The organism is Streptomyces sp. NPDC024698 (assembly GCF_055559015.1).
The window spans coordinates 275721-287767 of sequence record NZ_JBVHLK010000002.1 but is presented as its reverse complement, the minus strand read 5'-3'; the positions used below and the strand labels follow the sequence as shown (position 1 = coordinate 287767).

9 protein-coding genes are annotated in these 12047 nt (G+C 71.1%); 3 read left to right on the top strand and 6 right to left on the bottom strand.

Annotated features, from left to right (window positions below; genetic code table 11):
- Nucleotides 1-111: 111 nt before the first annotated feature.
- From ACZ4AA_RS05725 to ACZ4AA_RS05705, 5 genes are all read right to left on the bottom strand, one after another.
- Nucleotides 112-1578, bottom strand: a complete 1467-nt coding sequence (locus tag ACZ4AA_RS05725; RefSeq protein WP_467595912.1) for a catalase — start codon at nucleotides 1576-1578, stop codon at nucleotides 112-114.
- A gap of 309 nt (nucleotides 1579-1887) precedes the next feature.
- Nucleotides 1888-4038 (bottom strand): SpoIIE family protein phosphatase, encoded by a 2151-nt coding sequence (locus tag ACZ4AA_RS05720; protein WP_467595910.1) that lies wholly within the window; start codon nucleotides 4036-4038, stop codon nucleotides 1888-1890.
- A 451-nt stretch (nucleotides 4039-4489) separates the two neighbouring features.
- On the bottom strand, nucleotides 4490-5182 hold the full coding sequence (fomD, locus tag ACZ4AA_RS05715; protein ID WP_467595908.1) for a cytidylyl-2-hydroxypropylphosphonate hydrolase: 693 nt from the start codon (nucleotides 5180-5182) through the stop codon (nucleotides 4490-4492).
- A gap of 115 nt (nucleotides 5183-5297) precedes the next feature.
- Nucleotides 5298-6701, bottom strand: a complete 1404-nt coding sequence (locus ACZ4AA_RS05710; RefSeq protein WP_467595905.1) for a class II fumarate hydratase — start codon at nucleotides 6699-6701, stop codon at nucleotides 5298-5300.
- 202 nt (nucleotides 6702-6903) lie between these two features.
- A complete protein-coding gene (locus tag ACZ4AA_RS05705) occupies nucleotides 6904-8571 on the bottom strand; it encodes a fumarate hydratase (protein WP_467595904.1) in 1668 nt (555 codons plus the stop codon).
- A 245-nt stretch (nucleotides 8572-8816) separates the two neighbouring features.
- Between ACZ4AA_RS05705 and ACZ4AA_RS05700 the strand changes: the two genes are divergently transcribed.
- Complete coding sequence (locus ACZ4AA_RS05700) at nucleotides 8817-9545, top strand: DUF1707 SHOCT-like domain-containing protein (protein ID WP_467595899.1); 729 nt, start codon at nucleotides 8817-8819, stop codon at nucleotides 9543-9545.
- 196 nt (nucleotides 9546-9741) lie between these two features.
- On the top strand, nucleotides 9742-10113 hold the full coding sequence (locus ACZ4AA_RS05695) for a WhiB family transcriptional regulator (RefSeq protein WP_467595894.1): 372 nt from the start codon (nucleotides 9742-9744) through the stop codon (nucleotides 10111-10113).
- Nucleotides 10114-10324: 211 nt separating this feature from the next.
- Here ACZ4AA_RS05695 and glpX read toward each other — a convergent pair whose 3' ends face one another.
- The gene (gene glpX, locus ACZ4AA_RS05690) at nucleotides 10325-11356 is read right to left on the bottom strand and encodes a class II fructose-bisphosphatase (RefSeq protein WP_339131215.1); all 1032 of its coding nucleotides are present in this window, start codon (nucleotides 11354-11356) and stop codon (nucleotides 10325-10327) included.
- Nucleotides 11357-11482: 126 nt separating this feature from the next.
- Between glpX and ACZ4AA_RS05685 the strand changes: the two genes are divergently transcribed.
- Nucleotides 11483-12001, top strand: a complete 519-nt coding sequence (locus ACZ4AA_RS05685; protein ID WP_467595891.1) for a DUF4245 domain-containing protein — start codon at nucleotides 11483-11485, stop codon at nucleotides 11999-12001.
- The last annotated feature ends 46 nt before the right edge of the window (nucleotides 12002-12047 follow it).

The window sequence follows — 12047 nt, the reverse complement described above, 5'->3', positions numbered from 1 at the left end:
CGGGTGCCTCCTTTTCGCTGCCGTGGCACCGGTGCCCCAGGTGCGCGCGGGTGGCGTGTTTCGGCCGTCTCCCGGCCGGCCGGGAGCCGAACCGGCCGGCCTTCCGGTACCTCAGCCTCCGTCGACGCCCCGCGCGATCCGGTCGCCGGTCTCCTTGTCCACATTGCGCCAGTACTGGAAGGCGCGCTCCAGCACCGGGCGCGTGACCCCGGCCTTGAGATGGCCGCTCACGTTGTCCACCAGCCGGTCCCGGGCCGCGTCGTCCAGCACCTGGCGGACCATCGTGCCCGCCTGGCCCCAGTCGTCGTCCTCCCGGTGGAGCTTGTACGCCTCGCGCACCAGCTCACCCGCGGTCTGCCAGCTCGCCGGGTCACCGAAGCGGCCGTCGTAGTCGGCCGCGGGCCCGCCGTAGGAGTTCGGCGCGTAGGGGCGGGCCGCCTTCGACGGCTCGTAGCGCATCGGGCCGTCCTTGGCGTACGAGTTCACCGGGGCGTGCGGCCGGTTGGGCGGCAGCTGGCTGTAGTTGGGGCCGATCCGGTGACGGTGGGTGTCCGGGTACGAGAACAGCCGGCCCAGCAGCATCTTGTCCGGCGAGGGCCCGATGCCGGGCACCAGGTTCGAGGGCTCGAAGGCGGCCTGCTCGATGTGGACGAAGTAGTCCTCGGGATTGCGGTCCAGGACCATGCGGCCCACGTCGATCAGCGGATAGTCCCCGTGCGGCCAGACCTTCGTCAGGTCGAACGGGTTGAACCGGTAGTCCGCCGCGTCCTCGAACGGCATGATCTGGACCTTCAGCGTCCAGCTCGGCGCGTGACCGGACTCGATCGACTCGTACAGGTCACGGCGGTGCTTGTCCCCGTCCGTGCCCGCGAGCTCGTCGGCCTCCGCCTGGGTCAGGAAGTCGATGCCCTGGTCCGTCTTGAAGTGGTACTTCACCCAGAACCGTTCGCCGCCGCCGTTGATCCACATATAGGTGTGGGAGCTGTAGCCGTTCATGTGGCGGTACGTCTTCGGGATGCCCCGGTCGCCCATCAGCCAGGTCACCTGGTGCGCCGACTCGGGCGAGAGGGTCCAGAAGTCCCACTGCATGTCGTTGTCGCGCAGCCCCGTCGCCGGGTGACGCTTCTGCGAGCGGATGAAGTCCTGGAACTTGATCGTGTCACGGACGAAGAACACCGGGGTGTTGTTGCCGACCATGTCGTAATTGCCGTGCTCGGTGTAGAACTTCAGCGCGAAGCCGCGGGGGTCGCGCCAGGTGTCGGGCGAGCCCTGTTCGCCGGCCACGGTCGAGAAGCGCGCCAGCATCTCGGTGCGCCTGCCCGGCTGGAAGAGGTCGGCCCGGGTGAACTGGCTGACGTCGTTGGTCACTTCGAAGAATCCGTACGCGCCACTGCCCTTGGCGTGCACCACCCGCTCGGGCACCCGCTCCCGATTGAACTGGGCCATCTTCTCGATGAGGTAGTGGTCCTGGAGCAGGATCGGGCCGTCGGGTCCCACGGTGAGCGAGTGTTCGTCGCTCTCCACCGGGATCCCGACGTTGTTCGTGGTGTACGGAGCCTTCCGGGATTCCTGCGTCACGAGCGTCCTCCTGTCGGAGATGAGGTCGTCAGGTCGCTTCGCTCACCCCAGCAGTCAACGCTGCCGACACCATGTCGGCAACACAAACACGGACCACGGCCCGCCGAGGGACCGGTCCGGCAGACACCGGAACGCCGGTCCCGTACACCGGCACGCCGATGTCGTGGCACCGGGACGCCGATGCCGTAGCACCGGCACGGCCGCCGCGGGGCACCGGCACACAGGTACGGCCGCCGGGACGCACCGGCACTCCGGCACGGGCACGGCGACGCACCGGTCCGCCGGGGCGAGGCCGGACGAGTACCCGGGTCAGTTCCGGTTCAACTCGAACCAGACGACCTTTCCCGTACTCAGCCGGGTCGCCCCCCACCGCCGCGCCAGCCGGTTCACCAGGAACAGCCCGCGGCCGCCCTCGTCCGTGGCCCGCGCCTGCCGCAGCCGCGGCAGCTGGGGCACGTCGTCACCGACCTCGCAGCGCAGCACGTCGGTGCGCAGCAGCCGCAGCGTCACCGGCCGCGAGGCGTACCGCACCGCGTTCGTCACGACCTCGCTGACCAGCAGCTCCACCGAGTCGGTCATGTCCTCCATGCCCCAGCGGGCCAGTGCCCGCCGGGCCAGGCGCCGGGCCCGGCCGGGCGCCGCGTCCTCCGGCTCCAGGAACCAGTACGCGACATCGCTCGGCGCGATCCCGTCGAAGCGCGCTGCGAGCAGCGCGATGTCGTCGTCCCGGTCTCCCGGGCCGAGCATGTCGAGCACCTCGTCGCACAGCGCTTCCAGCGGCGGCGGATGATCCGGTCCGGTCAGGGCCGCGACCGCGGCGAGCTTCTCCCGCAGCTGCTCTATCCCGGTCCAGACGTCACGCAGCCGCGACTCGACCAGACCGTCCGTGTAGAGCAGCAGCGTCGCCCCGGCCGGCGCGTCCAGCTCCACCGCCTCGAAATCGACCCCGCCCACACCGATCGGGGCACCCGGCGGCACCCGCAGCACCTCGGCTCGCCCGCCCAGATGCAGCAGCACCGGCGGTGGATGGCCCGCGTTGGCGATCGTGATCCGGTGCGACACCGGGTCGTAGACGGCGTACAGGCAGGTCGCCATGCGGTCGGTGCCGAGCCGCTGTGCCTGCTCGTCGAGATGGTGCAGCACCTCCTGCGGCGGCAGGTCGAGCCCCGCGAGAGTCTGCGCCGTCGTCCGCAGCTGGCCCATGATCGCCGCCGACGTCATGGAGTGGCCCATCACGTCACCGACGACCAGCGCCACCCGGCTGCCAGGCAGCGGGATCGCGTCGTACCAGTCACCGCCCACCCGGGCCGTCTCCGCGGCCGGCAGATAGCGCGACGCGAGCCGCACCCCCGTGGGCCGCGGCAGGGTCTCGGGCAGCATCGTGCGCTGGAGCTCGTCGGCGATGTACGCCTCACGGCCGTACAGCACCGCCTTGTCGATGCCGAGCGCGCTGTGCGTCGCGAGCTGCGCCGCGACCAGCAGATCGTCCGCCTCGAAGGCGAGCCGCTCCGGCCGGCGCAGGAACAGCGCCGCCCCGATCACCCGGCGCCGGCCACGCAGCGGGGCGAGGATCGCGCGCTGCCCGCCGGGCACCGTGAGATCGTCCCCGAGCAGCTCGGGCAGCGCGGCCCGCGCGGCGGGCGCGTCCGCGAACACCGGCCGCACCCCGCGCAGCACCTCGGCGAGGGCGCCGCCCGGGCGCACCTCGCACAGCTCGGCCGTCAGCGCCGACAGTTCACTGGGCTCGGGCCGCAGCGCGGGCAGGAAACCGCTCTCGGTGTCCCGCTCCTCGGGAATGCGGTCCGTGCGCCGCAGCCGCAGCACGAGAGGACCCGTCGGCCGTTCGTCACCGACCGGCAGCGGGTCACGCAGATACACGAGGATCGCGTCGGAGAAGGTCGGCACGGTCGCCCGGCACAGCCCCATCACGATCTCGTCGAGGTCGATGCCGCGGGCGATCCGCCGGGTCGCGGCGCCCACGAAGCGCAGCCGGTCCCCGTCCCGCCGCATCGGCATCGGACCGCCGTGCGGCACGCCCTGCCCGCTGCGGCGCTCCTTGCCGCCCGAGGTCCGCGCGGACCTCCCCTGCTCGGCGTCCGGCTGGATCGGGATGCCTTCCGGCGCGGGCCGGGGGCGGTGCGTGTCGGGTTCGGTCGCCGAGGGCTGCGAGTGCTCCGACCCGCGTCCGGAAGGGGACGGCGAGGGAGGCGGCACGTCCGTGCCCGAGGACGCGGACGCGCCGGCGTCGGCGGACACCTGTCCGCCGGCCTTCCCGCGCTTGCCGCGCGGCTTCGACGCGCCCGAACCTCTCGGCGCGTCGCCCGTGCGGGCCTGTACCGGTAACGCGCCGGTCCCCGGCAGCTGGGACGGCGGTTCCGAGGTACGCAGGAGCGCCCCGCGAGGGTCCGCGGGGCCGGCGCCGCTCTGCCGGCGCTCGTGCGAGGTGGGGTGCTCCGTCACGCGTGTCGAGTCCGTCCGTCCGGGGCTGCGCGCCGTGCGCACAGTTCTTCCCGCAGCCCCGATACCCGGAATGTGTGTCCCAGGAACGGATTCTGCGTGTCGTCAGGGCCGGGACCGACGGCGTTCACCGCCGCCGCCCGGCACGGTACGGCTCGTCCGCGGCCGAAAACGGCCCGTGCCGTCAGCGGCGCGGCGGCCGAAAACCCAGGGCGCGTCCACGACGTCCCGCCCGCCGGGAGACACCCGACCGGCGCGGCCGGCGCGGCGAGTCCGCGCGGTGCGGCCGGCCCCTGGCCGGCCACGCCGCCGTACGCCTCGTACCCCTCGCTCACGTCTTGCCGCCCCTCGGTGACATATGGTCAAGCCCGGCTCATCCTGCGGGAGTTGTTTCTGCCGTGCGCCCTTGCGGAAGACGATCCTACGGTTGTACCACGGGGGCGCATCAAGGGTCTCATGAGGACACGTGCGCGGGCGTACGGTCCCAGTCATCCGGCAGAACGGGAACCGGCCAGCCCGGATCCGGCCTCCAGTGCTGCCATCCGTCCGAGAACGGCGCGTCCCAGGCACGGATCACCTCCACCGCCGACCACCCCGCTTCCCTCACCCGCGCGGCCAGTTGAGCATCCATCAGACCGGCCCGCTGCGCCATGGCGAATTCGTCCTCGTCGAGCCAGCGCCAACTGCGGTCCGGGTGGACCGAGATGTCGAGGAAATGGTCCTCCGAGTCCACCCCGCCCGCCCAACGGGTCAGTGGAGCCTCCAGGTTCACGTACCAGTTCTTGAAACGCCAGCCCTGTTCCCAGAACAGCCACACCGACCAGGGCTCGCCCGGCCGGGCCAGCTTCAGCACCCCGGTCCCCGACCAGCGGCCGCGCCGCACCGCGCGGGGCTTGGTGTAACGCGACTCCAGCGGTTCCGCGTGCACCGGCGAACCGTCGGCGAGCACGGGCTTCACGCACTCCGTGCCCGGCGCCATCCACACCGCCAGCAGGTCGGCGTCGTCCCGGGCGACCGTCACCGGACGGCAGATGTGGACCTGCTCCCCCGCGTTCTCCCGGTACCGCCACAGGATCTGGCTTCCGGGCTCCCAGAACGCCGTCCGCCCGCCCGCTTCCGCTCGTCTCACCGCTCCACCCTCTGCCATGACCAGATATTAGGTGCCCCGGGCATACGACGCTGCGGTTCGCGCCATGGTTCGCGCCAACGGCGACGGGCTGTTACGAAGCCGTCATCAGGCGTTTCTCCCAGGACGTGCGCTGTTACGGGTGCGTCATCCGCAGGACATCGAGCGCCTCGTCCAACTGCTCGACCGTCAGGTCCCCGCGCTCCACGTACCCCGACTCCAGCACGACCGCCCGGATCGTCCGGCGCTCCGCCAGCGCCTTCTTCGCGACCTTGGCAGCCTCCTCGTACCCGATGTACCGGTTCAGCGGCGTCACCACCGACGGCGAGGACTCCGCGTACTCACGGGCCCGTTCGCGGTGCGCGACGACCCCGTCGACCGTGCGGTCGGCGAGCAGCCGCGAGACGTTCGCGAGCAGCCGCACCGACTCCAGGACGTTCTTGGCGATCACCGGCAGCATCACGTTGAGCTCGAAGTTCCCGGCCGCGCCGGCGACGGCGACGGTCGTGTCGTTGCCCGTGACCTGCGCGGCGACCATCAGCACGGCCTCGGGAATCACCGGGTTCACCTTGCCCGGCATGATCGAGGAGCCGGGCTGGAGATCCGGGAGGCTGATCTCGGACAGTCCGGTGCGCGGCCCTGAGGCCATCCACCGCAGATCGTTCGCGATCTTCGTCAGTCCCACGGCGATGGTGCGCAGCTGGCCGCTGGTCTCCACGATCCCGTCGCGCGCGCCCTGTGCCTCGAAGTGGTCGCGGGCCTCGGTCAGCGGCAGCCCGGTCGACCGCGCCACCTCCGCGATCACCGCGGCGGAGAACCCGGGCGGCGTGTTGATCCCCGTCCCCACGGCCGTGCCGCCGAGCGGCAGTTCGGCCAGCCGCGGCAGCGAGGCCGCGAGCCGCTCGACCCCGTACCGCACCTGGGCCGCGTATCCGCCGAACTCCTGGCCGAGCGTCACCGGGGTCGCGTCCATGAGGTGGGTGCGCCCCGACTTCACCACATCGGCGAACTCGCGCGACTTGCGCTCCAGTGAGGCGGCGAGATGCTCCAGGGCGGGCACGAGGTCGCGGGTCACGGCGGCGGTCGCGGCGACGTGGATCGAGGACGGGAACACGTCGTTGCTCGACTGCGAGGCGTTCACGTGGTCGTTCGGGTGGACGTCCCGGCCCAGCCGCTCGCCGGCCAGGGTCGCGATGACCTCGTTGGCGTTCATGTTGGAGGAGGTGCCCGAGCCCGTCTGGAAGACGTCGACCGGGAAGTGCGCGTCCCAGCGGCCCCCGGCGACCTCCGCGGCCGCCTCCTGGATCGCCTCCGCGACATCCTTGCCGATCACGCCCAGCTCGCCGTTCACCTTCGCGGCGGCCCCCTTGATCCGGGCGAGCGCCTCGATGTGGGCGCGCTCCAGGTGCTGCCCCGACACGGGGAAGTTCTCCACGGCGCGCTGGGTCTGCGCCCGCCACTTCGCGTCCGCGGGCACCCGTACCTCGCCCATGGAGTCGTGCTCGATCCGGTACGCGCCCTCGCCCTGGCCATCCGTCATGGGTGACACCTCCATGGGAGACAGCGTCCCGGAGCCCGCCGGTGTTCCCGCCCCGCCCGCGCGAACGCCGCCGAGAGGCGCCCGCACGGCCGGGAAACACGAACGGCCGCCTCACCGGCGGCCGTTCCCTCGCTCGTACGGCGTCAAGCGCGTTTCATCCGTACGGCCGCACCCGGATGGGTGTACGCCGTACGGGCCCGCACTACGCCAGTCCCGGGCCCCGCACCGGGATGGTGGTGAAGGTCGGGGCGGGCGCCGGGTCCTGGAAGAAGTCGTTGCCCTTGTCGTCGACGACGACGAACGCCGGGAAGTCCTCGACCTCGATCTTCCAGACGGCCTCCATGCCGAGCTCCTCGTACTCGACGACCTCGACCTTCTTGATGCAGTCCTGGGCGAGCCGTGCGGCCGGTCCGCCGATGGAGCCGAGGTAGAAGCCGCCGTGCGTGCCGCAGGCGTCCGTGACCTGCTTGCTGCGGTTGCCCTTGGCGAGCATCACCTTGGAGCCGCCCGCCGCCTGGAACTGCTCGACGTAGGAGTCCATGCGGCCGGCGGTCGTCGGGCCGAAGGAGCCGGACGCGTAGCCCTCGGGGGTCTTGGCCGGGCCCGCGTAGTACACCGGGTGGTCCTTCAGGTACTGCGGCATCTCCTCGCCCGCGTCCAGCCGCTCCTTGATCTTGGCGTGCGCGATGTCGCGCGCCACGACGAGCGGTCCCGAGAGCGAGAGCCGGGTCTTGACCGGGTACTTGGAGAGCTCCGCGAGGATCGAGTCCATCGGCTGGTTCAGGTCGATCCGGACGACGTCGCCCGCCTCGTCGAGGTGCTCGTCCGTGGTCTCCGGCAGGAAGCGCGCCGGGTCGGTCTCCAGCTGCTCCAGGAACACGCCCTCGGCGGTGATCTTCGCGACGGCCTGGCGGTCGGCCGAGCAGGACACGGCGATCGCGACCGGGCAGGACGCGCCGTGACGGGGAAGGCGCACCACGCGGACGTCGTGGCAGAAGTACTTGCCGCCGAACTGCGCGCCGATGCCGATCTTCTGGGTCAGCTCGAAGACCTTCTCCTCCAGCTCCTTGTCCCGGAAGCCGTGGCCGAGCTCGGAGCCCTCGGAGGGGATCTCGTCCAGGTAGTGCGCGGAGGCGTACTTCGCGGTCTTCAGCGCGTACTCGGCGCTGGTGCCGCCGACGACGATCGCCAGGTGGTACGGCGGGCAGGCGGCCGTCCCCAGCGAGCGGATCTTCTCCTCCAGGAACTTCATCATGGAGCCCTCGTTGAGGACCGCCTTGGTCTCCTGGTAGAGGAACGACTTGTTGGCGGAGCCGCCGCCCTTGGCCATGAAGAGGAACTTGTAGGCGCCGCCGTCGGTCGCGTACAGCTCGATCTGCGCGGGCAGGTTCGAGCCCGTGTTCTTCTCGTCCCACATGGTCAGCGGGGCCATCTGCGAATAGCGCAGGTTCAGGTTCTTGTACGCGTCGTAGATGCCGCGCGAGAGGGCGGCCTCGTCGCCGCCCTCGGTCAGCACGTTCTGGCCGCGCTTGCCCATGACGATCGCGGTGCCGGTGTCCTGGCACATGGGCAGGACACCCGCGGCGGCGATGTTCGCGTTCTTCAGCAGGTCCAGGGCGACGAACTTGTCGTTCGCCGAGGCCTCCGGGTCGTCGATGATGCGACGGAGCTGGGCGAGGTGCGCCGGGCGCAGGTAGTGCTGGATGTCGTGGATGGCCTCCGTGGCGAGCTTGCGCAGCGCCTCCGGCTCCACCTTGAGGAACGTCCGCCCGTCGGCCTCGAAGGTGCAGACACCCTCGGAGGTCACCAGCCGGTACGGGGTGGTGTCCTCTCCCTGGGGGAGCAGATCGGTGTACGCGAACTCAGGCATCTCGCCCATTCCTCACTCGGCAGACAGCTTTAGGGCATCGCCTCGGGCGCGCCCGTTCGGCTCACTCGCCGGAGGCCGGCCGTCATCGGCAGCGTCCACCAGCGTAGAACCTGGCGACGACGCCGGGGTTGTGAGGTAAGGCTCAGTTCGGACACCGGACCGGCGGGCCCCGCGGGAGTGCCGGTTTCACGCGGGTGGCGGGAGAGGGGTAGTCGCGATCTATCGCGTTTGGGTACGCTGTCGCCGTGGACCTTCAAAAGAGCCCCGACGCGAGTGCCGCCACGGCGGCGAAGCCGGCCGAGCTGCGCGCTTCCGACGCCGACCGCGACCGGATCACCGACATCCTGCGCGAGGCCGTCGCCGAGGGGCGGCTGACCCCGGAGGAGCACGCCGAGCGGGTCGAGGGTGTGCTGGCCACCAAGACGGTCGGCGAGCTCGACCGGTTCGTCCGGGACCTGCCCGCCGCCCACACCGGCCGCGCGCCTTCCGGGTACGCCTCCGCGCCCAACCGGCCCGCCCAGGGCGCGATCCCGGCGGAGGCCGACGAGAACGTGGTGGCGGTCTTCAGCTCCGCGGTCCGCAAGGGCCGCTGGCGGGCGGGCCGGCGCATCCACGCGTACTCGGTCTTCGGCAATGTCGAGATCGACCTGAGCGAGGCGATCTTCGAGTACCAGCAGGTCGTGATCAAGGCGATCTCGGTCTTCGGCAACGTCGAGATCTTCGTGCCGGAGAACGTCTCGCTGCGCGGCAGCGGCGGCGGTGTGCTCGGCAACTTCGAGGTGGACACGCTGGACTCGGGCGACGCCGACGCGCCCGTGGTCTACGTCGACGGTCTCGCCGTCCTGGGCAACGTCGAGGCGAGGCCCAAGCGCGGCAAGCTCATCGCGGACATCCTCGACCGGGTCACCAGCCGGGTGAACGAGCGGGTGGCGGACCGGCTGGACCGGAGTTTGCGCAAGCATCTCGACCGTTGACGCTCGTGAATATGCGGGCGGCGGATGCGGCCGGTCCGCGGCGGACGATCGATCACGCGTGGATACGGCCGGGCTTCGGCACGCAGTGCATAGGCGCGCGCACAGCGGGTAGGGCTTGCTGCATCGTCCCCTGAAGGGTGCTGCGGAACGTTCCCGGTGCCCGGCACGCTCGCGAAGCCGTCGTCAGGAGTAGACCGTGCTGCAACCGCCGCATCAGTCCCTGCATGTAGCTGCCGTTCCGGCCCAGCGGGCGCCCGTGCGGGACAGGGATCAGGAAGCGCCATGGCACACGGAGGCGGTGTGCAGGCGGGACGAGGCCGGCCTGTTCTTCGCGCCCTCCAAGGAACCGACCGCCTCACGGCTCTCCCGCGAGGAGGCGGCCAAGCGCGTCTGCGCCCGCTGTCCGGTCATGGTCGAGTGCCGTGAGCACGCGTTGCTGCAACCCGAGCCGTACGGCGTCTGGGGCGGTCTGACCGCCGCCGAGCGCCGTGTCGTGCTCGCCAGGCGCCGCCGCCGCGAGCTGGAACTCAAGAAGGCCGCCCACGGCACGATAGCCGCGGCCGGCTGACCCGGCCGGCAGGCCCCGGACGGGCTGTGCCCCGGACGGGCTGCACCCCGGACGGGCTGTGCCCCGGACGGGCTGTGCCCGGCCGAGCACCGGCTCGTATCGCCCCTGGGGGAAACGGCCCGTATCGGCTCGGGAAAAGGGCAGGAAAAAGGGGCGCCCCTCCGCACAAGGGGCGCCCCTTCCGCGCCTCGTGGGCGCCGGAGCGGTGGTTCTACTTGGCGCGGTCGAAGTCGATCGCGCTGTACGCCCGCAGCTTGCTCAGCCGGTGCTCCGACCGGATCTGGCGGACCGTGCCCGACTTGGACCGCATCACGATCGACTCGGTCGTCGCGGTCTCGGAGCGGTACCGCACTCCGCGCAGCAGCTCGCCGTCGGTGATGCCGGTCGCGACGAAGAAGACGTTCTCGCCGGAGACCAGGTCGTTCGTGGTCAGGACGCGGTCGAGGTCGTGCCCGGCGTCGACCGCCCGGCGCCGCTCCTCCTCGTCCTTGGGCCACAGCTTGCCCTGGATGGTGCCGCCGAGGCACTTCACGGCACAGGCCGAGATGATGCCCTCGGGGGTGCCGCCGATGCCGAGCAGCAGGTCGATGCCGGTGCCCTCGCGCAGCGCCAGGATCGAGCCCGCGACGTCGCCGTCGGAGATCAGCTTGATGCGCGCGCCGGTCTCCCGGATCTCCTTGATGATCCCGTCGTGGCGCGGCCGGTCGAGGATGACGACCGTGACGTCCTCGGGCGTGACCCGCTTGGCCTTGGCGACCCGGCGGATGTTCACGGCCACGGACGCGTTGATGTCGACGAAGTCGGCGGCCTCCGGGCCGGTGACCAGCTTGTCCATGTAGAAGACCGCGGACGGGTCGAACATGGTGCCGCGGTCGGCGGCGGCGAGCACGGCGATGGCGTTCGTCATGCCCTTGGCGGTGAGCGTGGTGCCGTCGATCGGGTCGACGGCGATATCGCACTCGGGACCTGTCCCGTCGCCCACGCGCTCCCCGTTGAAGAGCATCGGGGCCTCGTCCTTCTCCCCTTCGCCGATGACGACGACGCCGTTCATCGAGACGGTGGAGACGAGGGTGCGCATGGCGCGGACGGCGGCGCCGTCGGCGCCGTTCTTGTCGCCGCGGCCGACCCAGCGGCCCGCGGCCATCGCGGCGGCCTCGGTGACCCGGACGAGTTCGAGGGCGAGGTTGCGGTCGGGGGCTTCCGACGGGACTTCGAGTTCGGAGGGCAGATGATGCTCGGTCATCGACACGCACCTTTCTGATACGACGACGGCCGGATGAGGGTGATGCCCCGACTCTATCGCCAGGCTTACAAAATGAGCAGGGGGCCCCACGGATGAGCAGGCCAGGGCACCTGCGACGATAGGTGCGTGGCAGGTATGAAAGGCAAGCAGTCGGTCCGGGACATGATTCTTTCCCTGGGCCTCATCGGGCTCATGGCGGGCGTCATCTACATCTTCATCCCGCATGACGACTCCAAGCCCGATATCAAGCGTGTCGACTACAGGGTCGAGCTGCTGACGGCTCGCCGTGCGGCGAGTTATCCCGTCGCGGCGCCGGAGGGTCTGCCCCCGGCGTGGAAGGCGACCTCGGTGCGCTACGACGGCAGCGAGTTCGATGCCTGGCATCTGGGCTTCCAGGCCCCCGACGGTCAGTACGTGGCGGTCGAGCAGTCGACTCAGCGGCCGGCCGTGTTCATCGACGCGGCGAGTCAGGGCGCGCGGCAGACGAAGGCCACCGAGCGCATCGGTGACCTGACCTGGCGGCGCTACGAGGGCGACCACTACGACGCGCTCGTCCTGGAGGACAAGGGCTCCACGACGGTGGTGACCGGCACCGGGTCGTTCGGCACGCTGGTGAAGATGGCCGAGGCGCTGAAGACCTCGTAGGGGCGTACAGCACGACGAGAAGGGCCCCCGGCACCGCCGGGGGCCC